This window comes from Mucilaginibacter sp. McL0603, from assembly GCF_049992945.1.
Classification (GTDB): Bacteria; Bacteroidota; Bacteroidia; order Sphingobacteriales; family Sphingobacteriaceae; genus Mucilaginibacter.
The window spans coordinates 3,284,304-3,310,092 of the sequence record NZ_CP188251.1; the positions used below are offsets into that span (position 1 = coordinate 3,284,304).

Below are 25,789 nucleotides of genomic sequence, written 5' to 3' on the forward strand. Positions count from 1 at the left end.
AGTTGATGCCTCAGGCACAACTTCAATTAATTTCTTAATTTTAATTACTCGTAGCAGAGATTTTTTGGAGGGATATTTTATTAATATGTCGAACCTTACTTTGTCAGAAACTGTGCCTCTTGATCTGGGAATAGATTATTGGAAGGATAGGCTTAGCGGCGTAAAGCCGTTAAATCTTTTCACAGACTATGAAAGATCTGAAAATCAAATTCATAATAATAAAGCCAGTGTCGAATTTCTTATTAACGAAAAATTAAATAAGCAACTTCACCAATTTAGTGATAGGCGAAAAGTGACTTTATTCGTTACGCTCCTATCTGTTTATAAAATACTTCTCTATAGATATAGTGGTCAGGAAGATATTTGTGTTGGTACTACGGTTCTTAAATCTGATAACAACAAAAAAAATGACCTCTTTTTAAATGCCTTAGCTCTTCGCACAGCAATAAATGGCAACGACAATTTTGAAGAGTTGCTGCAACGTATAAATGCAACAACTGTGGATGCCTATAAGCATCAGCATGTTCCTTTTGAACAAGTTGTTGATGCTATAGTAAATGACCTGGATTTGAACCTGAATCCCTTATATCAGGTGATGTTTGTTTTGCAAAATGGGCACGAACTGAATAAAGATCTATTTAACAAGTATACATCTAAATCTGACCTGACATTTATATTAAAAACAAACCAATCTGATATTCAAGGAATTATTGAATATAACGCAGATTTATACCGGCAGGAAACGATACAACGTATTATTGATCACTATAAATTATTACTGGATTCGATTATAGCTAATCCTAAAAAAAGTATAGGTTTATTGCCCATACTTACAAAAGCCGAGGAGCATAAATTACTAAATGAATTAAATAATACTGCGTTTGAATATCCGAAAGATAAATCTCTTATCGATTTGTTTGAGGAACAGGTTACAAACACGCCTGATAATATAGCTGTTATTTACGATGATCTTGAATTAACTTATCAGGAATTAAACGGTCTGGCTAATCAATTTGGAGGTTATTTAAGAAAGACTTACTTAATAAAGCCTGATGACCTTATTGGGATCATGCTCGAGCGCAGCGAATGGATGATGGTTGCAATGCTTGGAGTAATGAAAGCCGGTGGTGCTTATGTTCCTGTAAATGCTGATTATCCGCAGGAGCGCATTAACTATATGATAAAGGATAGTGGCTTCAAAGTACTGGTTAACGAGGATGAGTTAAAGAAATTTAAGAAGTCTCAAAGTAATTACAGTCATAAAAATCAGGCAGCAGGTTTGCTACCGGGTCATCTTGCTTATTGCATTTATACTTCCGGATCGTCAGGAAATCCAAAAGGTGTACTGGTTGAACATAAAAATGTGGTTAATCTGATCTGGTCACAAAAGAAAATATACAATATAACGGCAGACGAAAGAATATTACAATTCAGCACGTTTACATCTGATCCTTCTGTTGAACAAATATGGATAGCATTTTTAACAGGAGCTGCTTTAGTTATTATAAACAAAACAACTCTTGCAGATGTAAAAGCTCTTGAAAATTATATCATTGACAAAAAAGTAAGTCATATTCAAACAGTACCAGCTTATTTAGCTCAATTATCGATAGAAGATTTAAGTAATATAAAAAGGGTAATAACCGGTGGCGAAAGCTGCCCACCACTTTTAGCGGAAAAATGGAAAAGCTGTTGCATGTTCATTAACGAATATGGGCCAATTGAAACAACCATCACTTCCATTGAATATAAAGCAGAGCAATCCGATAATTATCATGTTTTTGTTCCGATTGGTCGCCCCATAGCCAATACTCAAATATATATTTTTGATGATCACCAAAACTTATTACCGTACGGTGCGTTAGGCGAAATATACATCGCAGGAGATGGTGTAGCCAGGGGATATTTAAATCAGCCAAAGTTAACAGCAGAAAAATTTATAGAAAATCCATATAAACCAGGTCAGCGAATTTTCCACACCGGGGATTTAGGCAGATGGCTAACTGACGGTAATATAGAGTTTCTGGGTAGGATAGATGATCAAGTGAAAATCAACGGGTACAGAATTGAATTGGATGAGATCGTAAGTGTATTGCAGAAGCATCCCAGGGTCAATACAGCTGTTGTGGTAGCCCGTGCATTTAAGAGCCATGATAAAGAATTAATTGCGTACACAACTGGCGATGCAGAAGCCTATGAATTAAGAGATTACCTCAGAGAGCATTTGCCTGCGTACATGGTACCTGCGTATTATGTGCATATTGAGTCAATACCATTAACGAGCAATGGTAAAGTAGATAAAAAAATATTACCACTTCCAGAAAGCAGCGGAATTAATAAGATCGAAAATATTAGACCCTCAACAGATACCGAAAAGATATTAACGAGGATATGGAGTGAAGTCCTGGGAATACCTGAACGATCTCTAAATATCAAGAGTAATTTTTTTGCTATGGGTGGCCATAGCATAAAAGCAATACGTTTACGCGGGTTAATACATAAAGAACTTGGTGTTAAGTTGCCCCTAAGGGAAATATTTTTAGACGGTACTATAGAACAACAGGCCCGGTCAATAGCCAATAAAGAGTTAAATGAATATAAGGCTAAAGAATTGGTATTACAGCAACCTGACTATGCTTTATCTGCCACTCAGAGAAGATTGTGGGTGTTACATCAATTTGATATTACCCAAAGTGCATATAATATACCTCGTGTAATTTTGCTGGAAGGAGTATTGGATAAAGTAGCGCTAAAGAAATCTTTTAAAACTATTATATCCCGTCATGAAATACTTAGAACAGTATTTAAAGAAGATCAGGAAGGTAATCCACGGCAGCAGATAATCAACTCGGATGGGTTCGCTTTAAAATTGAAAGAAACCGATCTGAGAAAAAATACTGACAATCAGTCTGCTCTTAATAAGCTGATAAATAATGAAACCAACGGAAGCTTTAATTTAAGTACCGGCCCCTTATTGCGTTGCCATCTTGTTCAACTGGAAGACAATAAGCACATCCTGATAATAGTACATCATCACATCATAAGTGATGAATGGTCAATGTCTGTATTTCTTAAGGAATTAAGTATAATTTATACTGCCTATTCAGAAGAAAAAGACCCGGAGCTTCCATCATTAAAAATACAATACAAAGATTATGCGGCCTGGCATAATCAGCAGATGGAGTCAGACGATATCATTCCGCATAAAAACTATTGGCTCAAGCAATTTGAGGGTGAAATACCAGTATTGGAATTATTAGGTGATAAAGAACGTCCTGCTATGCAAACCTTTAATGGGGCGACACTAAATACCACAATCAATAACCAGGTATTAACGAAACTGAACAAAATCAGTAAAGAATTAGGTGGTACTTTGTTTATGAGTTTGCTGGCGTGTGTAGATACGTTACTTTATCGTTATACCAGCCAGGAAGATATTGTAATTGGTAGCCCAATTTCAGGGCGTGAGCATCCTGATTTGGATGATCAGATTGGCTTTTATATTAATATACTTGCTTTAAGAACCCGTTTCAGCGGATCGGGCAGTTACGAGGATTTATTTCAACAGATAAAAGAAGTTACCTTAAGTGCCGATGAACACCAGCTATATCCGTATGATGAACTGGTTGATGTATTAAATCTTCCAAGAAATGTAAACCGCAATCCTCTGTTTGATGTGATGGTGGTATTGCAGAACCCGATGGAACAGGATAATGAGTTCAAACTAAACGGACTGCAAACAAGCACATACAAGGGAGATAAATATAGAGTAACCCAGTTTGATATCAACTTTGTATTTTCTGAGTCTAAAAAGGGATTAGATCTGCTTTTAGAATATAATACGGATATTTACAGTATTGAGCAGATGCAGAGAATGCTAAAGCATTTTGAAAATATCATAGCATCAGTTACCCAGGATCCTAAACAGAGTTTAGCCGAAATCAACCTCCTTACGAAAGAAGATAAACACCAACTACTTGATGTATTTAACAATACAACGATACGATATTCCCAAAATAAAACTATTGTTAATCTGTTTGAAGAACAAGTTAAAAAATCACCAGGCAACAGGGCTGTTATTTTTGAAGATGTAGAACTCAGTTATCTTGAATTAAATTTCTTAAGTAATCAGTTAGGAGATTATTTAAGAAAGAATTACCAAATAAAACCAGACGACCTGGTTGGAATAATGTTAGGCCGTAGTGAATGGTTGGTGGTAGCGATATTTGGAGTTTTAAAAGCTGGCGGCGCGTATGTTCCAATAGATCCTGAATATCCGCAAGATCGCGTTAATTATCTCATAAAGGATAGCGGCTGTAAAGTATTGATAGACGAAGTAGAGTTAGAGAAGTTTAAAAAATCTCAAACTAAATATAACCAGGAAAATCAATCAACTGGTTTACTACCTGGTAATCTGGCTTATTGCATTTACACATCAGATACCACCGGCAATCCTAAAGGGTGCTTAATGCAGCATACCGGGTTGGTGAATAGGGTAGAGTGGATGCAAAAAATTTATCCTCTTACTTCTAATGATGTAATACTGCAAAAAACAAATTTCTCATTTGATGTATCTGTATTAGAACTTATCTGGTGGGCAATTAAAGGAGCAAGTGTCTGTTTGCTAAAGCCGGGTGGTGAAAAAGGTCAAGAGGCCATAGTCGATGTGATCAACAGGCATAAGATAACAGTAATGCATCTTGTTCCTTCTACTTTGAATGTATTTTTAGAGTATCTCGAAAGCGATGAAACAAGGTTGGATCAACTAAAAGAATTAAAACAAATATTTATAAGTGGAGAATCATTAAAGCTAAATCAGGTAGAAAGATTTGATGGGCTTTTTTCAAATAAGTCTTTAATAAATTTATATGGATCAACTGAAGCTGGTATAAACGCAACCTACTTTGACTGTCAAAAAGGAGATATTACGAATATTGTACCCATTGGTAAACCAATAGCTAATACAAAGATCTATATATTGGATGAATTCAGAAATCTATTACCGGCCGGTGCTGCGGGAGAAATATGCCTGGGCAGTGTAAGTTTAGCTAAAGGTTATCTTAACAGACCAGATTTGACAGCTAAAAAATTTATTGCCAATCCTTTTATAATTGGTGAACGTATCTATTGCACCGGCGATTTAGGCAGATGGCTTGCCGATGGCAACGTAGAGTTTCTTGGAAGAATAGACGATCAGGTAAAGATTAAGGGTTACAGAATAGAATTGGACGAGATAACGTCCGAATTACAAAAACAAGTACATGTAAAAGATGCAGTGGTTGTAGCAAACACTATCAATGACAAGGATATAGAATTGATAGCTTATACGACCGGTGATGCCAAAGCTGCAGAACTAAAAGAATATTTAAAAGAAAAGCTGCCAGCCTATATGGTACCCGAACATTATATAAACCTTGACTCAATACCATTAACCAGCAACGGTAAAATAAACAAGAAAGCTTTGCCACTACCAGAAAGCATTGATATTCGTGAATCAGCTTATGTTGCTCCATCTACAAGTACGGAGAAAGTTCTTGTGAAAATATGGGCCGAAGTACTTGATATGCCAGAAGAAAATCTGAGTATAAAAAGTGACTTTTTTGATTTGGGCGGCCATAGCATTAAAGCGATAAGATTGCTTGAATTACTGCACAAAGAGCTCGGTGTAAAACTGAAATTAAAAGAACTATTTTCAGAAACCACTATCGAAAAACAAGCGATTGCGATAGCCGATAAGGAGTTAAAAGCGTATGAAACGATAGAAGCGGTAACAGAGGAATTTGAATACAAATTATCATCCGCACAGCGCAGATTATGGATATTAAATCATTTTGAAGGAGCACAAAGCGCATACAATTTACCTTATGTAATTTTGCTGGAGGGCAAATTGGATAAAACTTCCTTAATAAAGGCCTTTAAAGATATGGCAACCCGCCATGAGATTCTGAGAACAGTATTTACTCAAGATAGGACAGGTACACCACATCAGAATATAATAAATGAAAAGGCTTATAATTTTAAACTAAAAGAAACTGATCTCCATGGGAATACAACTGACAAGCAATCCGTAATTAACAAGCTAATAGATGACGAAAGTTTTGAAAGCTTTGATTTTATAAATGGGCCGCTATGGAGATGCCATCTGATACACATTGAGAAAGATAAACATATCCTGGTAATTGTGCATCATCACATCATTAGTGATGGTTGGTCTATGGATATTTTCCTCAAAGAATGGAGTGCACTTTATAACGCATATTCTAAAGGAACAGCCCCTCAGCTTCCTTTATTAAAAATACAATATAAAGATTATGCGGCCTGGCACACCAGTCAATTAGAATCAGACGATATTATCCAACATAAAAGTTATTGGATCAAACAATTTGAAGGCGAAATACCTGTATTAGAATTACCCGCAGATAAAGTACGGCCGGTCATAAAGACCTTTAACGGAGCCAGTCTTGATGTAACTATCGATAATCAAGTATTAGCAAAATTGAACCAAACCAGTAAAGAACTGGGTGGTACTTTGTTTATGGGATTGCTCGCATGTGTAAATGCATTACTTTATCGTTATACCAGCCAGGAAGATATTGTCATCGGAAGTCCAATAGCTGGGCGTGAACACCTGGACCTTGATGACCAGATCGGTTTTTATATTAATACTTTAGCTTTGAGAACCCGTTTTTACGGATCTGGCAGTTATGATGATCTATTTCAACAAATAAAAGAAGTTACCCTAAGTGCCTACGAACACCAATTATATCCGTATGACGAACTCGTAGATGCTTTAAAACTTTCAAGAAATGTAAATCGTAATCCACTGTTTGATGTAATGGTGGTGTTGCAAAGTACAATGGATCAGGATGCTGAACTTACACTAAATGGACTGAAAACAAGTATATATGAAACAGGAGAGCATAGAGTGGCCCAGTTTGATATCAACTTTATATTTTCAGAATCTAAAAATGGGCTGGGGCTGTTACTGGAATACAATACAGACATCTACAGTACTGAACAAATGCAAAGAATGCTTAAGCATTTTGAGAACATCATGACATCAGTAGTTCAGGACCCTAAACAAAGTTTAATCAGAATCGACTTCCTGACAAAAGAAGACAAACATAAATTGCTTGATGTATTTAATGATACATTAGTAGATTATCCTAAGGAAAAAACACTTGCAGACATATTTGAAGAACAAGTATTAAGAACTCCTGATGCCATCGCACTGCGCCAGCACGATCAGGTGATGACTTACAGCGAGCTTAATTCACAAGCCAATCAATTAGCCAATTACTTGATTGACAATGGCGTACAAAGAGGTGATAATATCGGTCTTCTGGTTACCAGGAGTTTCAATATGATCATAGGGATGTTCGGCATCCTGAAAGCGGGGGGCGCTTATGTACCTATCGACCCTGAATATCCGATTGACCGGCAAGAATATATCCTACAAAACTCATTAGTTGTAAAAGTGTTGGCCGATGGCGATTATCCGCTAGAGGAATTAACATCGCCAGGAATATTTGTAAGGCTTAAGACACTTGATCTTACATTGTACGACGACGGTAACCCGGGGCTGAAGATAGATAGCAAACAGCTGGCTTATACAATATACACGTCGGGCTCTACAGGCAGGCCTAAAGGAGTTATGATTGAACATCATATGGCTGTCAACCTGGTGCTATGGGTAAATACAGAATTTAACATCGGGCCTGACGATCGATTATTGTTCATCACATCAATGTGTTTCGATCTTTCAGTATACGACATCTTCGGAATGCTATCATCTGGAGGTTCACTTGTGATAGTTGAACAACAGGAACTAATGGATGTGCCTTTATTAAAGGATATGATGATCAAATACAAGATCACATTCTGGGATTCTGTTCCAACTACAATGGATTACCTTGTACGTCAGCTTGAATCACATGATACTTCTTATTTGCAAAAAACACTGAAAGTTGTGTTCATGAGTGGAGACTGGATACCGGTAAATCTACCTGACAGGATCAAAAAGTATTTCCCGAATACTAAGGTGATCAGCCTTGGTGGTGCAACCGAAGGGACTGTATGGTCAAATTTCTATCCTGTAAAAAATGTAGATAGCAAATGGGGTAGCATCCCTTACGGCCGCCCTATGAATAATAATTTCTTTTATATCCTTAATGACCAAATGCAGCTTGCACCAATTGGTGTTGTTGGCGAATTATATATAGGAGGTGTCGGGGTTGCCAGGGGATATGCTAATGATAAGGAGAAAACTGACTATGCATTTGTTAAAGATCCATTTAATGAAAATGCTGGGGGCCGAATGTATAGAACAGGTGACCTTGGAAGGATGCTGCCTGATCTGAATATGGAATTCATCGGCCGAAAGGATGACCAGGTTAAGATAAGAGGATACCGCATAGAATTGGGTGAGATTGAAAGTGTTTTAAGGCAGTGTGAATCAGTAAGCCAGGCAGTAGTACTGGCAAAGGCTGATAAGGATAGAAAAAAACGGTTGGTAGGCTATGTTGTAGGTAAAGAAAGTTATGACCGGACTACTGTAATTACCTTTTTGAAAAGTAAATTGCCAGATTACATGATTCCAACATTATGGGTGGAGCTTGATAATATACCTTTAACGTCGAACGGCAAAATAGATAAGAAAGCTTTGCCCGAATTTAATGCAGAAGAACAGATAAAAGAACAGTATGTAGCTCCACGCACCGAGACAGAAAAGGTACTGGTCGAAATATGGGAGGATATTTTAAAGGTCAACAATGTAGGTATCACACATAATTTCTTTGACCTTGGTGGACATTCATTGCTGGCTGTTCAGATAGTAAATAAAATTAAGAAGAAAACGGGGAAAGTATTGCCTATTTCAATTTTGTTTAAATACAGTAATATTGAATCGCTAAATACGTTCCTGAACGAAAACGACACAGAAAAAGAAACCAGGTCCTTAGTTCCCATAAAGCCATCAGGAAATAAAAATCCAGTGTATTTTGTTCATGGAGTTGGATTGAATGTTATGAATTTTGCTGATCTGGCTATGTACCTTGACAAAGACCAACCTGTATTTGGCTTCCAGGCATTAGGATTAGGTGGAAAGTTTCCTCCGATAAGCAGTATGAGCGAAATAGCTAAGATTTATGTATCCGAAATAATAGAACATAATCCCACAGGTCCTTATTCATTAGCAGGATATTCACTTGGAGGATTCATCGCTACCGAAATGAAGAGGCAGCTCGAGTTAATGAATAAAGAAGTAAACGTGTTAACCATTATTGATACCTTTGCCGACCATACGGATGACTTTATTATGCTCTTTCCTAAAAAAGTGAAACGACGTTTAAATAAATGGCTAAAAGTTTCAGTTTCCTTTATCCGAAATCCAAATAAAACAATTCAACAGCAGAAAAGTATTTACCTGGAAGATAAACAATATCGTTATGATGCTATTAAATTAGCGAAGGAAAGCGGAGACATAGAGTATTACAAGCTATTAAAGCATATTAAGGAAATTTATTACTCTGCTCTTAGAAATTCACGTATGACACCATTCAATGGGTTTGTTTATCTTTTCAGAGCAACTGAATGTTTACACTATACACAGGATAAGCAATTTCTAGGCTGGAGAAAATATGCTCTAAAAGGTGTCAAAGAATATGAAATACCGGGTGATCACAGAACAATGTTATTGAAACCCAACGTTGAAGAATTTGCCCGCATTTTGCAAGATGTTTTGGATAATAATTAGTTTTTGGACAAAATGACGGTCATTGATTGAGTTAGGCTTCTAGAAAAGTAAAAAAATGACACAATAATAGATTGCTCTTTATAATGACTTAAAATTAATTTATGATCATTGTTATTAATAACAGAACTGTACATATCTAAATGAAAATAACTCATATAATAATGAATTTGGATGCTGGTGGTGCACAAACTTTTGTGGCCTCATTAGCTATTGAACAAAAAAAGCTCGGACATGATGTTTCTATTATTATAATTGATGAACTTGTAAATTCAAAATTTCAATCATTGTTATTAAATAGTCTGAAGGATAATAAGGTTAATATATATCTGCTACATAGAAAAGCCGGTAGAAATATTACAATAGTTAATACAGTTAAAGGCATAATTAAAACGCTGTCTTCTGAAAACCCTGATGTTATTAATACGCATATATCTACATCGCACCTTATTGTAAGTATTTGTTTAAGACTAGCTAATCTAAAAAAACTAAGAGATAGGCATATTATTACAATGCATAATGCTCCTGAAAAATGGAGTTGGATGACGCGGTCATTTAACAAACACACACCTACAATACATTGCTCTTATTCTGCATTAGAAATAAATGACAAAAGAGAATGCTTGAACATTGCTATACAAAACGGTATAGCTAATTTTGAAATCGACAACAGTTCAAAACACCTGTTAGATCAGTTTACCGAAAGTAGTCAACGTAAGTTTGTTTTGTGCGTTGGAAGATTATCAAGGCAAAAAAATTACGAAATGGTTTGCAAAGTAGCCAGGCATTTCGAAGATAAAAATGTGGAATTTTTGGTTTGTGGATTGAAACAAGAAACTGCGGAGCAAGACCTTCATAGCTTTAGCGAAATTTCTAATATTCATTATTTGGGAATAAAGTCTCAGGATGAAATATATTCATTAATGGGTAATTGCGATTGTTTCTTCAATGCATCGTTGTATGAGGGACTTCCTATCACAGTGCTTGAAGCATTTTTCTCGGGTATTCCTTGTGTGCTTTCTGACATACCTCCTCATATTGAAATAGGTACAGATATGCCGTATTGTTATATAGCTGACCTTGACTCAAAGGAATCCTTTATAAATAAAATTGAAATAGCACTTAGCCATAATGAAAACAAAGAGGATATTATAAATTCCAGGAAACCCTTTTTAAAGAAGTATTCTATAGTTACGACCGCAAATAACTACGTCGATTTTTACAACCAGGTATTAGATAGTATTGAATAAAAGTAAATCATTATTTAGTTACTACTTAACAAGGCTTTCTGCAATGAGTTTCTATACTACCAAACTTATTTCTGGCTATAATTCAACTATATGATTTTATAGGAATTATTGTATTAAAAAATCCATTTCATAATTATTTGATTGAGGAGTCTGATTGTATATCATCAAGGTATTGTGAATTCCTCTTTCACAATTAAAATAAATATCCTCATATAGGGGACAAATTTTCAAGTATAAGGTCTCATTTTTCATAAAAAAACATCAAAAACATAAAGTACTGAAAATCAAATATTTTACAAAGTACAATTAAAGTATATATTAATTTTATTTCTCCATAATTAATTTTTTCGAAACATCACGGCTAAAATGAGCGTAGAAGATGCCCATAAGTGCTGTTATGATGATTAAAAATTTTACCCCCCCTATAGTAAGTATAATGTTTTCATTAACATTATTTACTGCAACAACTTTCACTTCCTGTAAAAAGGATGATTCTGTTGCCCAAAACTTAAGTAGCGTGAGTATAGACTCTACTGCGAGTAATAATAATGTTGACAAACAAAATCATTCAGGAAGTTATATAAATAATAAACCAGCAACTGGTACCACAACAGGAACAACTACTGGTACTACAACAGGAACAACTACTGGTACCACAACAGGAACAACTACTGGTACCACAACAGGAACAACCGCAGGTACTACAACAGGAACAACTACCGGGACTACAACTGGAGGAACTACTACCGGTGGTACTACTACCGGCACAGGTGTTACTGCGCCAGTTTTTACTTATAAAACGACTGCACCGATTGCCTTAAATAATGTCAGTAATATGACCATCAGTGGTGATCTGATTACCGGTGGAAGTTCAGTTTGTATCCACCTTATGAATTGCAGCAACATACATATTACAAAATGCAAACTACAAAACTCAACCTTACAGGGTATACAACTATATAATTGTACTAACATAACTATTGATAGCTGTTTTATTACTAATGTTCAGGCTGGGGTGGATGCAATAAAATCTACAACTATTAAGGTCATAAATAATCAGTTCCTGAATATGAACGGACCTTTCCCTTCAGGCAATTTCGTACAATTTGATAATGTAAATGGTGGTGGCAACCAGATCAACTATAATAAATGTGAAGATATTGTTGGTGTAGCACAACATCCACAGGATGGATTAAGTGTATATCAATCTAATGGTTTGCCCGGAGATTCTATCCAGGTAATCGGAAACTGGATAAGGGGGGGACAGGTGCAACATGATTCTGGTGGTGCAGCCGGTATAGTTTTAGGCGATGTAGGTGGTTCTTACCAGGTAGCACGTTACAATATAATGGTTAACCCGGGAGCCGTAGGAGCGCAGGTTCAGGGTGGAAATCACATAAAAATTGATCACAACACTATTTATAGCACCAGTACACCGTTCACAGTACTTGGAATAGCCTATGGCAATTACTCACATCTTACGAGCACTGATATAACCATGAGCTATAACAAAGTTAAATACTACAATACTAACGGAAACGAAATTGATGAATGGTGGGATCCAAATACAGCAATTCAGCCAGCAGGATGGGCAACCAATATCCAGAAAGCAAATATTGACGCAACTATCCTACCTGCTACAATTATTACTATGAAATAATAGCAAAAAATCACAAACAAAAAAGATTAAAGGAACTGTCTTTTAATCTTTTTTGTTTCAGCCCTTTTTTACCAACGAACTAAGTATACTTCTGAATTCATGCGTCACCTTAGTTAATGAGTGCTTATCTTCTGCTACTTTAATTGCATTTTGTGCTAATTGTGATCTTTCTTCTTTATTTTGAATTAAAGCAGTAATTGCATCACTAAGAACAGTAACATCATTCTCAGTAATCACTTTGGCCCATTGATATTTTTTTGCATAATTAACAAGTGCTGTTTTATCAGGTGCAAAAATAATAACAGGCGTTCCACTGATCATATATTCAGTTGCTTTAGTCGGCATTGAATAGCCAATAAATTGGATTGATTGCGGCGAGAAGTCATACGGAAGGACCAGGAAGTCAGCACCTGAAAACATTTTCGGTAAATCATCATACCCAACAAAACCACGATGTTCTACACAAGTATAATTTGTACTCCATGCCGGTTTTTCCTTAGTCTGCAATACAAATTGCATATTCAAATCAAGCCTTTCGTTTACGATTTGTATTGAGCTTGCAATTAATTGTAATGACTCATCTATGCCTATCCCAAGTCTTCCAGCGTATAACATGGTAGGGGAGTTTCCGATTTCATAATTATCTCTTTGAAATCTTTTCCAAAAACTAATGTCAATGGGGTTATGAAAAGGTGTAAAATCTTTTCCATATCTAATTTTATAGGCAGCAGACATTTCATCGCTTATGCTCATCAAAAAATCTGATCTATCTAAAAGCATCCTAAACGCTTTTTCATTTCTTTTAAGTTCATTAGATCTTAATAGTGGAGAGCCGGTAATCATCGAAAGCCAATCGTCCATCATATGAAAAACCAATGGTTTTTTAAGATATGCCTGAATGAGGAGAATCAACGTAATATCGGGAACATCATGCGCCTGGGAATAAATGAGATCTGGCTTAAATTCATCCAGCCATTGGCACAATTCTGGTGAAAGTTGAGTTTTGGTTATTTTCTTTATTAGCCCTATATATTCTAAAAAGGGCATTAAATAACCCATAACTATTTTGTGTCTTAAATTAGTTTTGGCAACTTCTACTTCTGGCGCTGGCTTAGTATCCTCAAACTTTACAAGCCCGGAGTAACGCTCTCTGCCAATAATATTAAATGGAAATTTATATCTGCGTTCTTTATTCCCAAGCTGATAATAAGTTTTGCAAATACTTGTATCAACTCCCCCTAATATAAATGGACTGCATACGGCTGCTATTTTATCTGTTTCCCACCCGGAAAAAAGATTTGACATAGTAATTCCACCGCCTGTATGATTATTAAAAGCTTCGTTAATTATTAAAACTTTAGGTAATGGCATATCGATTCGTTATTTTTTAAGAGCTGTAAAATTTGATTGATTTTATTTACAGGTAAGCCAAGTAGTAGATTCACAATAGAATGAACTTATACATTCTTAGGAAGAGATTTAAAGCTTTCAAAATAAAGCTTCATTACATTTTCCGGTATGCCCCTAATATCTTCATTATAACAAATACCTACACATATCCATAATAGCAGATAACTGAATATAAAGGCGACCCCGGTGGTTGGATACAGACTTAGAAGCCACATTAAGATCCAAAATCCCGCAGCCTTTGACAAGATATTTTTCGAATAGAATATTCCTTTTATTGCTGCCGGTACAGTTATAAATAATAAAAGAGACAAACTAATAATACCGCCTTTCAAAATTATATTTAAGTAATCTGTTTCAATTACAGTTCTATAGCCAGTTCTATCATCAGGATCAATCCCCGGGCAATAATATGAGCCATCAATTCCTCTCCCAACAATCCAGTCTGAAGTCTCCATATCCTTTACAAAGCATTTCTCAACTCCACTTCTAGTGTCTTCATCAACTCTAGATTTAAATGAGTTAAACAAACTGCTGTTGTTAACAAATTGCAATCCAAATAAGGCGACTATCAATGCTGAAAACAAGACAATCATAATCATAGAAAATTTCTTTTTGCTTTCTGTTAAAAAAATGATGTAACCAAAAATTATTGGGTTCACAAAACTAAATAGCAGCCCGCGCCTTGCTCTGATAATTGTAAAAAAAACTGTAAGCATGGTCACAAACAGGGCTAAAAGTTTTATGCTTTTTGATTGATAGGAATACGCTAATAACAAAAATGTAATTGGTAATGCAAGGTGTCTGGCAGAGTTTTCCATAACACCTTTACTAACAAGACTTGAGATATCCCTATTCATCAATTCCCGGATAAATACAATATAATATAGTACACAAACAACGGCTAGTATTATGCTAACCGAAAATATCTTCCTGTAAACTATAAGATTTTTAGGGAATAAGAGAACTAGTGGTGCTAAAAACGGGAAAATACCTACATAATCATGAAATAACATGATTTTTATGAAATCCGGTCTCAGATTGAAGCCTCTGAATACTACGGTACTTAACCAAAGCATGTATAAAATAAAAACAAGCTTCAAGTATTTGTTATCAAATTTAAATTCTAAAAGAAAGAAAGATGAAATAACAAATAATACCATGCCCAAAATTTCAATACCCTCACAAACGTTATAGTTAATTTTACTTGTAACCAGAAGAGTAAAACCTATGGTATAAATAATGAACCCGATCCAAAAATAATTTAGCGCCTTTAATTGATTTTGATTTAATAATAAATAATTAGTGTAGCCAGTATTTGACATCAATGAATGTTATTAAATGTTTTTTAGACTTATTTGATTAAATAAATTCAAATGCTTTTTAATTGTATTTTCGGTATCAAAATCTGATGAAATATGACCGGCTATTTTATTAGACAAAACAAAATTAATACCTTCTACAATATCGGCGGCATCCTTATATCTTGCCAAATAACCGTTTGATTTATGTTGTACCATATCTGGTATACCACCGGTATTAAATGCTACTACGGGTGTTCCGCAGCTTAGTGATTCAAAAATAGTGTATGGCAAATTATCTGCTAAAGATGGTGCAATAAAAACATCGGCCGCATTATAAACCAGGGCTGTTGAATATTCATCTTTTAAAGATCCCATAAATTTTGTTTTAAACGGGATTGAATCAGCAATTTGCTTACTGTAACTACTACCAAAAATTAACACCGATATTTTTCTTTGCTGTGGCTCATTATTTAATAATTCCAAGGCTTTCTTCAAATATTCCCAGCCTTTGTATGAACTATTCACCGTGACCGCACCAAAAGCAATAACCGTTTCTTCAGGATCAATGTTTAAAATTTGTTTAGCAATTTTCTTTTCAAATGGTTTAAAGATCGTTCTGTCAAGTACATTAGGGATATGAAAAACAGGCTTATCTTTTGTTAATGCGGATTGTTTTATACAATCAGACAACCATGTACTTGGCGAAACAAAGTATACATTGTTATAAGAAGAAAACAATTTTGATTTCTTCTTAAACTCCATTAGTGCCCAATCTTTAGATGTTTGCTTTATAAACATAGGGCAATCATAACATTGAGTTTTATATTTATCACAATCAAAACTGTAGTGACAACCTCCAGTAATTGCCCACATATCATGCATGAAAAAAACAACAGGTTTACCTAATTTTATGATCCGCTCAATATCGGAAATATTCAAAAATCCAAACAATACCCAATGAAGAATAATAATATCGGCATTTTGGATCTGTGACTTTTGTGAAATGTCTGTCCCTAAGATAGGATAAGAATACAATCCGCGTTCTGGTCTAACATTTTTTCTGATACGTGTCTGAAGGTTTTGATCCCATTCTGCTATCTTACTTGCTCTTGCTCTTAAATATGTGATTCTTTCATCATTAAGGTCTGTATATTTTAATGATAAAATTGAAGAGTCAATGTCTGCTTCCAAAAAAGCTTTTTGTAATCTAAATGCTGCACGGCCAGCGGATTCAATACTATATTGTACCTGAACAATTTTAGTCATTTTATTTAACCCAAATCCCTTTTTTCTTTTTAACAACTATCTGATAATATTGTATTGGAGCAATTACAACATATACATTAGATATAATCGCAGCTATAAAGAGTGCATGCACACCCACTTTAAAATAGCTAATTAATAATATCGCCACGGCGATATATAAAAACGGACTTACCAGGGAAGTCCAAAATTGTAATTTAAGGGCACTGATCCCATTTAAAAAATTCACATATTTCGATCCGAAGATCCAAACACCAACAAACGCGAAACCCCAGAATGACAAAGCAAAATCAATATGCACTTTACCTTTACCAAGCCATAATCTGTATACTTCACTTGAACAAAGCAACATTATAATACTGCCCAGAAAAATTAAAATGTTTAACATGTTATATTTCTTAATACTATTTCTTATCCAATCGAAATCCTTTTTCAGATAAGCTTCTGTTGAAGCTGACCAGAATGGAGTAAGGAAAATGGTGAATAACATAGTGAGCATACCAAAATATTTGTAAACTATGTTATAGGAAGTTACATCGGCGGTGCCAAAATTTCTTGCTATAATAATATTGGCAGATTCGTATTGTATTACAGACGCAATCTGAATAATAAAAAACGTCAATCCTAGATTAAAAAGCCCCTTGGCATATGAAAAATCAATTTTAGATATTTTAGGCCGGTAAGCTTTGTACTTGGTACTAAAAAAAAACACATTCGCACAGATCAATACAAAGATTGGACAAAAACACAGTGCAACTCCAAGATTAATCAATGAGCCCTGAGTTGTTTTTACAAGTATAAATATAGTGATGAGGGATATAAATTGCCCCAGTAAATCTATCATAGAAGATTTTGCCGGCTGCTGATCGGCGATTGTAATAGTGGTAACAATCCTGAAAACAAATTGCATGCAAAAATAAGTGAATACAATAACAGCCAACAAGGACACTTCCGATCGCATGGCCTGCGGAACTTTTAATATATCGGCCCAATTAAGAAAATTGTTAACCACGAGAAAAATCAGCCAAACTGATGTGAAAATTATAGCTAAAACAGCGTAAGTTGTACTAACATAAATTTGAGCACTTTCATGATCGCCTTTTGCCTTAGCCTCAGCAAATTTATTCCTTAAGCCATGAGTTAATCCGATATCAAAAAAGCTGAACCAACCTACTATTGAGCTTAATGTGAGCCATATACCATACCTGGATGCATTGATGTAATTAATAAGTAATGGTACTAAAACAAGGCTGATAGCTATACTGATGCCCTTGATCAGAAATGTAGAAATTATATTTTTTTTTGCTTGAACACTACGATCATGCCCCTTGTTAATAAAATTTTTTATAGAGGATATGGGTGTTAGTACTTTATTGATCATTCTTTATGGCTGAGATAAATTTGAATCTGCTTTAATAATGGAAAATGGAACTATTTATTTATACGAATAAATATCAAAAGCGAATGATAAGTTTTGGATTTTACTTAATTTATCTGAAAATCTTGAAAAGTCATTGCCTCCTCCATTATTTGCGAAAGAAAAAACTATAAGTTGAATGTTCATTTTGAGATAGAATTATTGACGCAATATAGGCATTTTTTCCTCTTCAGCCGCCCCGGGTTTCTTTGAAAGTGTCAACATGTGTCTGCAAATTTCAACTAGTTGAAAAAATATTCTATTAAAAATAGAAATAACGAATAATTTTTGAATTAATGTTTCTGAAATCTTACCGGGGACTAGACGCTTAGGAACCCTATATTGAGACATGGATATTTTTACTTAAAATAGAAATTATACACTTTTAATATAATTAAACGCATTAAATTTCGCATTTTTATCGTACTAATTAATTAAATACTACCATATTTTTAATTATTTACATAAATAAGTCCTATTTGCTAGATTTTTAGCAGTAATTTTTGCGATTATTTAATAAAGTTGAAAAAATGTTGAAAATATAAAATTTAAAAGCCGAATTTTGTGCATAATTTCATGCGTCGTTAGGTCCGTAAGGTTTGATCAGACTAATTGTTTTGAATAGTACGTCTCCGGAAGCACAATTAATTTAACCCATGATTAGAATTGAGCCTGCAAAAAGCCATATGGCTTTTATTAGATATTCGGTTATTTTATTTGCAATTTACCTGACAATTTCTTGCAAAAACACTATAGTTTCGCCCGCACAAGAATCTTCAAACTCACTTAATTCGTCAGGAACTACAACTGGGACTTCTAAACCGGAAACAACCACTGGAAATACCGCAGGAACTACAACAGGTTCTACTACCGGGACTACAACAGGAACTTCTAAACCTGGTACAACAACTGGTGAAACTACTACTGGCACAGGTGTTACTATGCCAGTTTTTACTTATAAAACGACTGCACCGATTGCTTTAAATAATGTCAGCAATATGACCATCAGCGGCGATCTGATTACCGGTGGAAGTTCAGTTTGTATCCACCTTATGAATTGCAGCAACATACATATTACAAAATGCAAATTACAAAACTCAACCTTACAGGGTATACAACTATATAATTGTACTAACATAACTATTGATAGCTGTTTTATTACTAATGTTCAGGCTGGGGTGAATGCAATAAAATCTACAACTATTAAGGTCATAAATAATCAGTTCCTGAATATGAACGGACCTTTCCCTTCAGGCAATTTCGTACAATTTGATAATGTAAATGGTGGTGGCAACCAGATCAACTATAATAAATGCGAAGACATCGCTGGCGTGGCACAACATCCCCAGGATGGATTAAGTGTATATCAATCTAATGGTTTGCCCGGAGATTCTATCCAGGTAATCGGAAACTGGATAAGGGGGGGACAGGTGCAACATGATTCTGGTGGCGCAGCTGGTATAGTTTTAGGTGATGTAGGTGGTTCTTACCAGGTAGCACGTAATAATATATTGGTTAATCCTGGTTCTGTAGGTGCACAGGTTCAGGGTGGAAATCACATAAAAATTGATCACAACACTATTTATAGCACCAGTACACCGTTCACAGTAGTTGGAATAGCCTATGGCAATTACTCACACCTTACGAGCACTGATATAACCATGAGCTATAATAAAGTTAAATACTACAATACTAACGGAAACGAAATTGATGCATGGTGGGACCCTATTACTGTAATTCAGCCAACAGGATGGGCAACCAATATCCATAAAGCAAACATTGACATTAATATCCTGCCTGCTATAATCATTACTATGAAATAATAGTAAACGGTTTACTCCACAAATAATAGTAAACGGTTTACTCCACACTAATTATTCGGAGCAGCCAATCTGGTGCATAAATCATTTGAAAATTTATCCGCTCCGTTTTGATTTAAATGATAGCTATCACTATAAAGCTTATAATCTTCATAGCCCTGATCATTTTCATAATTTAAGAATTTAGTATTTTTATATTTTTGGCAAATTTTTTGAATTGTTGAGGCTGTTAAATCGGTATTAAATGAAAAATATAAGGGCGAAATAACTACTGCTACGGAAATGTGTTTCTTATTCAATTTATATAAAATATCATTTAACAAATCAACTCGTGAATTGATAATTTTCCCTTCAACATACGTTCCTCTTTTTGAATATTGCATTACTTTGTCCAGGGCAACGTAACCGTCAACATCGGATAAACGTGATTTATTGAATGGAAGATTACCTACAATTACATTAGTTAACAATGAGTTATAGATATACATTTTAGACAATAGCTTATATTTTTCGTATTTGCTATTATAGTTTACATAAGACCTGATCGCGGGATTCTGATAATAAGGTAATAACGGGGCCAATTGCCCTTCTTCTGAATGGCATAATTCATCCGGATTCAAATCAATTATAACATACTTAGGACTATACCTGTCTATAACTGCCGAAATAACAGCCGCTGAATACATTAATCCACTACCATCCCTTCCACAATTATAGAAAGTAGTATTCAATTTTTTCTCGATTAGTGGTGATACGTAATGATGATTAGCTCTCGACGATCCAAAAACTAAATACTGGGCTCGTGTATCGTTTATGGAATAGGTTGTTCGGTAAAGTAACCCCGAGCTTTGTTTAAAATAGTAATGTTTAAACACTTCGCCAATTACTGAATCAAGTATTGCTAATGCAAGAACTAATATGATGAATTTTTTAAAGAATCTTTTCAAATCATTCTTTCCAACGTATGTCATTAGCGCTTAAAATTGAAAATAAATAAATTGGCTGCTGTCAAATACGCCAAACAGCATAATAATGATGATAACTGAGTAGTATGTCAGATGTCTTATCAATCTGTTACTATTATTGTACAGACTAAAATTGTTAAATAACTTATATTCTTCAAAAAGCTCAATTATTAATAATAATGAAAGGAAACAAACTGAATAAATTAAGTCCTTATTGTTGCCTATAAATAGCGGACCTTGATCAAACAATATCTTTTTTATAATGTCTAATGCATCTGTAAAACTAGTTGCTCTGAAGAAAACCCACGAAAAAAGTATTAATATAAAAGTGATTAAAATGTTCAAAAATTCATTCAGTTTTTTTAAATGCTGATTCTCCAAATCATGATTAATTTTTGATTTAACTTTGTAAAAAAGCACTCCTATAACTAAGTAAAAGCCATTAAGTCCTCCCCAAATTACGTACGTCCAGTTTGCACCGTGCCAAAGGCCACTCAATAAGAATGTAATTAGCAAGTTAACGCAAACTAATGGCATAATTACCCTGTTTCCGCCTAGAGGAATATATACATAATCCTTAAACCATGTTGACAAAGAGATGTGCCATCTTTTCCAAAATTCTGATATAGATCTAGCAAAGTAAGGCCGATTAAAGTTAGTCATAAGCTTGAAACCCATTACTCTTGCACTTCCTATAGCGATATCTGAATATCCTGAAAAATCGCAATATATCTGAAAAGCAAAAAGAACGGTAGCTAGTAACAAACTAGTTCCATTATGATGTGTGTGATTGTTATAAACAGCGTTTACATATATTGATAGCCGATCAGCAATAACTACTTTTTTAAAATATCCTCTTAGCATTTGTTTTAAACCATGGGTAACATCATCATAATCAAAATGGTGCTTCTCATAAAATTGATGCAATATATTTTGTGGTCTTTCAATTGGCCCGGCAACCAATTGCGGATAAAACATCACATACAGCGCGTAAATTCCAAAATGTTTTTCAACCTTTTGATTACCCCTGTATACTTCAATTACGTAACTAAGACTTTGAAATGTATGGAATGACAGACCTATAGGAAGCAGGATTTTCAACGCAGGTATTGGATAATTCCAATGTGCTACACGTGCCAGCAATTTAAAATTATCATTAAAAAAATTAAAATATTTAAAAACAAACAGCACAAGGCAGGTAGAAATTATGCTGATTATTAAATATATCTTCTTTTTTTTCCCGGTTGATTGGCTGATATAAATTGCGGCGAAATAATCTATTAAAATGGTGACAATTAATATCAGAATGTAGTAAGGCACAAAAAACATATAGAATGCACAGCTAGCTAATAGCAGCAATATCCATCTGAATTTATGAGGAAGTAAAAAGTATAAAATAGTTACAGCAGGAAAGAAGATTAGAAATTCAAAAGAATTAAATAGCATATGATTTAACGTTGCAGATGGCAGTAAAAATAAATCCACATTTTTTGAAAAATTGTGGATTTATTTTAAAGGTTATTCAAACTGGTTCTTAATGGCGTAGCCGTAATCTTTAAGCAACTTTTCTTTCCTAAAGTGTTCAACATCAGCCGAAACCATCTCGCTCACCAGCATTTGCAGATCATATTTAGGCACCCAACCTAATTTTGTTTTAGATTTTGTAGGATCACCAATAAGCAGATCCACTTCGGTAGGGCGGAAGTATTTTGGATCAACTGCCACAACCTGCTTACCTATTTCTAATTGATAATCAGGATTTGAACAAGAAACTACATATCCTTTTTCATCAGCACCTTCGCCTTTGAATTCTACTTCAACACCTACTTCTTTAAATGCCATACGCACAAATTCTCTTACCCTTGTAGTAACACCAGTTGCGATTACATAATCCTCTGGCACTTCCTGCTGAAGTATCAGATACATTGCTTCTACATAGTCTTTAGCATGTCCCCAATCGCGTTGCGCATCAAGGTTACCCAGAAATAATACATTTTGCAAATTCATTGCAATTTTAGCTACAGCCCTGGTTATTTTACGGGTTACAAACGTTTCACCTCGTAATGGGCTTTCGTGGTTAAACAGGATACCGTTGCAAGCATAAATTCCATAAGCCTCGCGATAGTTTACTGTGATCCAATAAGCATACATTTTAGCAACTGCATATGGAGAACGGGGATAAAACGGCGTAGTTTCCGACTGAGGTACTGCCTGCACTAAACCATAAAGTTCAGATGTAGATGCCTGGTATATTTTTGTTTTCTTTTCTAAACCTAAAATACGGATAGCTTCAAGTAAACGCAGCGTTCCGATACCATCAGCATTTGCAGTATATTCAGGTGTATCAAAACTCACCTTTACATGTGACATTGCACCAAGGTTATAAATTTCGTCGGGTTGAACCTGTTGTATGATCCTTATAAGGTTGGTTGAATCTGATAGATCACCATAATGTAATGTAAGTCTGATATTTGTTTCGTGAGGATCCTGGTATAAATGGTCAATACGATCAGTATTAAACAATGAGCTTCTTCTCTTTATTCCGTGTACTTCGTAACCTTTCTTTAATAAAAGTTCTGCCAAATAGGCCCCATCCTGACCTGTTATTCCTGTGATTAATGCTTTTTTCATTCGTAAGTAATTGTTGCTTAATTAAAACCGCATTTAAAAATGCTATTTGTATTAAAAGTTATATTATCAATTTATAAATATTTACCGTTACAGGTAAATGCTTTATCAGAGTTATTTAAACGAAAACCACCCTTATTTGTTCTAAAACGTTTACAGAAATAGCTCTTATGGGGGTATTATTTAAAGTTGATTAACTATTTATTAACCATAAAGCATAATATAGACAAAATCAAATACTTATTGACCCTTTTTTATAAAAAAAGTACCAACAAACAGCGCTATTAACGTAATAAAAATAATATAATGACTTTGCGGGATGTTATAATTTCTGTCTTCGATCTTAAAAGTCACGTTGAAAAGAGTAATGCTTATGATTGGAAACCAAAGAAAGTTCCGAAACATTTGTACTTTTTTCATTTTCTAATCTGCAATTTAAAATACCAGGGTTTTTCGCTTGCTAAGATATTCAATTTATCCGTTCCATGATATTGTGGATATTTAAAATTTTAATTAATAATATTAAAAGTGTCAACCCGTGATCCGGGCATATTATTACTTTTAAAAATTAAATTATTTGTTTGGTAAATAATCAATCTTTTACAAGGTTTGTGCTGTAATTACATCTAACCATACAAGCCTTGAAAATATTACATAGTGTACATCCCGATGATTTCAAATCTTATCAAACAGATTTAATAAGAGAAAGATTCTTAATTGATAACCTGGTAGAGATCGATAAAATTCATAGTGTTTATACACATTATGACAGAATGATCGTTGGTGCGGTTTGTCCGGCAAATAATAAAATTGAATTACCAAATTATACCAACCTGAAAGCTGATTATTTTTTGGAACGCAGAGAGATAGGAATTATTAATGTAGCAGGAGATGGGGAGGTAAATGTTGAGGGCCAAATCTATAACCTAAAAAAACTGGATTGTCTGTATGTGGGTAAGGGGGCCAGGAATATTACTTTTTCGAGTAAAGATTCCAGACAACCTGCTGTGTTTTATATGCTTTCAGCGCCTGCACATATGAATTATCCTACTGTTTTGATGACCAGCACCGAAGCTGCAAAAGTTAATGCCGGTGATGCGTCAACGGCCAACAGACGCACAATAAATAAATACATTCACATGGATGGCATCAAAAGCTGCCAGTTGGTGATGGGATTAACCATTTTGCAAGGGGGAAGTATCTGGAATACTATGCCTCCGCACACACATGACCGCCGAATGGAAGCATATTTCTATTTTGATCTGCCTGCCGGTCAAAAAGTATTTCATTATATGGGACAGGGTAATGAGACCAGGCACATTGCTGTAAATAATTATGAGGCAGTAGTATCGCCACCCTGGAGCGTACATTCTGGCAGTGGTACAGCAACATACAGTTTTATATGGGGCATGGCAGGCGAAAACCTGGATTATACCGATATGGACGTAATAACAATTGAAGATATCAGGTAAAAATGAAAAATAAATATTCTTTAGAAGGTAAAGTCATTATTGTTACTGGCGGTACAGGTATACTAGGTAACTCATTCGTTAACGGAATTGTTGAAGCGGGTGGGGCAGTAGGCATATTAGGTCGCAATAAAGTTGTAGCCAATGAAAGAGCTGATGCAATCAATAAAAATGGCGGCAAGGCCTTGGCACTTGTAGCTGACGTTTTAAATGAAAATGAATTAGTGTCAGCCCGAAAGCAAATATTAGATGCTTTTGGCCGTCTCGACGGATTAGTTAATGCAGCAGGAGGCAACATGCCCCAGGGAGTTTTACAGCCGTATGAAGATATCTTTAAACTGAATCTCGACGGCATGAAACAGGTAATGGATCTGAACCTATGGGGGACTTTATTACCTACCCAAGTATTCGGTGAAGCCATTGCCAAAACCGGTAAAGGAAGCATTGTCAATATATCTTCAATGAACTCAAAGCGGGCTGTGACCAAAGTATTGGGATATAACATGGGTAAAGCAGCTGTAGATTGTTATAACCAATGGTTCGCTGTAGAGTTAGCTAACCGTTATGGCGATGCTATCCGCATGAATGCACTGGCACCGGGCTTTTTCCTGACCGAACAAAACAGGAACCTTTTAACAAAGCCTGAAGGTGGTTATACTACAAGGGGCGAGTCGGTGATCAGGAATACACCTTTTAAACGTTTTGGACACCCTGACGAACTGATAGGCGCCTTAGTTTGGTTGTTAAGCGATGCCTCGGCTTTCGTTACCGGTTCAATGATCTGCGTAGACGGAGGATTTTCTATATTTAGTGGGGTGTAAACAACTTCGAAATAACAATTCTGTTGGAAGTTGT

Annotated in this window: 13 protein-coding genes; 6 read left to right on the top strand and 7 right to left on the bottom strand. The window is 35.1% G+C overall.

Annotated elements, in window-relative coordinates; all coding sequences use genetic code 11:
- Positions 1-85: 85 nt before the first annotated feature.
- From ACPPVU_RS15100 to ACPPVU_RS15110, 3 genes are all read left to right on the top strand, one after another.
- Entirely contained in the window at positions 86-9,754 is a 9,669-nt protein-coding gene (locus ACPPVU_RS15100) for an amino acid adenylation domain-containing protein (protein ID WP_426667350.1), read from the top strand.
- A 140-nt stretch (positions 9,755-9,894) separates the two neighbouring features.
- Complete coding sequence (locus ACPPVU_RS15105) at positions 9,895-11,001, top strand: glycosyltransferase family 4 protein (protein ID WP_426667351.1); 1,107 nt, start codon at positions 9,895-9,897, stop codon at positions 10,999-11,001.
- A 436-nt stretch (positions 11,002-11,437) separates the two neighbouring features.
- On the top strand, positions 11,438-12,661 hold the full coding sequence (locus tag ACPPVU_RS15110) for a right-handed parallel beta-helix repeat-containing protein (protein ID WP_426667352.1): 1,224 nt from the start codon (positions 11,438-11,440) through the stop codon (positions 12,659-12,661).
- A 57-nt stretch (positions 12,662-12,718) separates the two neighbouring features.
- Here the strand turns inward: ACPPVU_RS15110 and ACPPVU_RS15115 are convergent, their stop codons facing one another.
- The 4 genes from ACPPVU_RS15115 to ACPPVU_RS15130 all read right to left on the bottom strand — a co-directional run bounded on the left by ACPPVU_RS15115 (position 12,719) and on the right by ACPPVU_RS15130 (position 18,016).
- Positions 12,719-14,032, bottom strand: a complete 1,314-nt coding sequence (locus ACPPVU_RS15115) for a glycosyltransferase (RefSeq protein WP_426667353.1) — start codon at positions 14,030-14,032, stop codon at positions 12,719-12,721.
- A gap of 86 nt (positions 14,033-14,118) precedes the next feature.
- Positions 14,119-15,393 (bottom strand): hypothetical protein, encoded by a 1,275-nt coding sequence (locus ACPPVU_RS15120; protein ID WP_426667354.1) that lies wholly within the window; start codon positions 15,391-15,393, stop codon positions 14,119-14,121.
- Between the two features lie 12 nt (positions 15,394-15,405).
- Entirely contained in the window at positions 15,406-16,638 is a 1,233-nt protein-coding gene (locus ACPPVU_RS15125; RefSeq protein WP_426667355.1) for a glycosyltransferase, read from the bottom strand.
- Between the two features lies 1 nt (position 16,639).
- Positions 16,640-18,016: a lipopolysaccharide biosynthesis protein gene (locus ACPPVU_RS15130; protein WP_426667356.1), complete on the bottom strand. Its 1,377-nt coding sequence runs from the start codon at positions 18,014-18,016 to the stop codon at positions 16,640-16,642.
- Between the two features lie 692 nt (positions 18,017-18,708).
- Between ACPPVU_RS15130 and ACPPVU_RS15135 the strand changes: the two genes are divergently transcribed.
- Positions 18,709-19,875: a right-handed parallel beta-helix repeat-containing protein gene (locus ACPPVU_RS15135; protein WP_426667357.1), complete on the top strand. Its 1,167-nt coding sequence runs from the start codon at positions 18,709-18,711 to the stop codon at positions 19,873-19,875.
- A gap of 47 nt (positions 19,876-19,922) precedes the next feature.
- Here ACPPVU_RS15135 and ACPPVU_RS15140 read toward each other — a convergent pair whose 3' ends face one another.
- The 3 genes from ACPPVU_RS15140 to gmd form a co-directional block, all read right to left on the bottom strand.
- Positions 19,923-20,603, bottom strand: a complete 681-nt coding sequence (locus tag ACPPVU_RS15140; protein WP_426667358.1) for a hypothetical protein — start codon at positions 20,601-20,603, stop codon at positions 19,923-19,925.
- A gap of 246 nt (positions 20,604-20,849) precedes the next feature.
- Positions 20,850-21,980, bottom strand: coding sequence for an MBOAT family O-acyltransferase (locus tag ACPPVU_RS15145; protein ID WP_426667359.1), 1,131 nt, complete (start codon positions 21,978-21,980; stop codon positions 20,850-20,852).
- Between the two features lie 375 nt (positions 21,981-22,355).
- Positions 22,356-23,468 (bottom strand): GDP-mannose 4,6-dehydratase, encoded by a 1,113-nt coding sequence (gene gmd / locus ACPPVU_RS15150; protein WP_426667360.1) that lies wholly within the window; start codon positions 23,466-23,468, stop codon positions 22,356-22,358.
- 638 nt (positions 23,469-24,106) lie between these two features.
- On the opposite strand from gmd, the gene kduI reads away from it, so the two are divergent.
- Positions 24,107-24,937: a 5-dehydro-4-deoxy-D-glucuronate isomerase gene (kduI, locus tag ACPPVU_RS15155; protein WP_426667361.1), complete on the top strand. Its 831-nt coding sequence runs from the start codon at positions 24,107-24,109 to the stop codon at positions 24,935-24,937.
- A 2-nt stretch (positions 24,938-24,939) separates the two neighbouring features.
- Positions 24,940-25,755 (top strand): SDR family oxidoreductase, encoded by an 816-nt coding sequence (locus ACPPVU_RS15160; RefSeq protein ID WP_426667362.1) that lies wholly within the window; start codon positions 24,940-24,942, stop codon positions 25,753-25,755.
- Positions 25,756-25,789 lie beyond the last annotated feature (34 nt).

Bases quoted from the DNA above. Each gene is read 5' to 3' on its own strand.
- ACPPVU_RS15100 (WP_426667350.1), top strand. From the start codon at position 86: ATGTCGAACCTTACTTTGTCAGAAACTGTGCCTCTTGATCTGGGAATA.
- ACPPVU_RS15105 (WP_426667351.1), top strand. From the start codon at position 9,895: ATGAAAATAACTCATATAATAATGAATTTGGATGCTGGTGGTGCACAA.
- ACPPVU_RS15110 (WP_426667352.1), top strand. From the start codon at position 11,438: ATGTTTTCATTAACATTATTTACTGCAACAACTTTCACTTCCTGTAAA.
- ACPPVU_RS15115 (WP_426667353.1), bottom strand. From the start codon at position 14,032: ATGCCATTACCTAAAGTTTTAATAATTAACGAAGCTTTTAATAATCAT.
- ACPPVU_RS15120 (WP_426667354.1), bottom strand. From the start codon at position 15,393: ATGTCAAATACTGGCTACACTAATTATTTATTATTAAATCAAAATCAA.
- ACPPVU_RS15125 (WP_426667355.1), bottom strand. From the start codon at position 16,638: ATGACTAAAATTGTTCAGGTACAATATAGTATTGAATCCGCTGGCCGT.
- ACPPVU_RS15130 (WP_426667356.1), bottom strand. From the start codon at position 18,016: ATGATCAATAAAGTACTAACACCCATATCCTCTATAAAAAATTTTATT.
- ACPPVU_RS15135 (WP_426667357.1), top strand. From the start codon at position 18,709: ATGATTAGAATTGAGCCTGCAAAAAGCCATATGGCTTTTATTAGATAT.
- gmd (WP_426667360.1), bottom strand. From the start codon at position 23,468: ATGAAAAAAGCATTAATCACAGGAATAACAGGTCAGGATGGGGCCTAT.
- ACPPVU_RS15160 (WP_426667362.1), top strand. From the start codon at position 24,940: ATGAAAAATAAATATTCTTTAGAAGGTAAAGTCATTATTGTTACTGGC.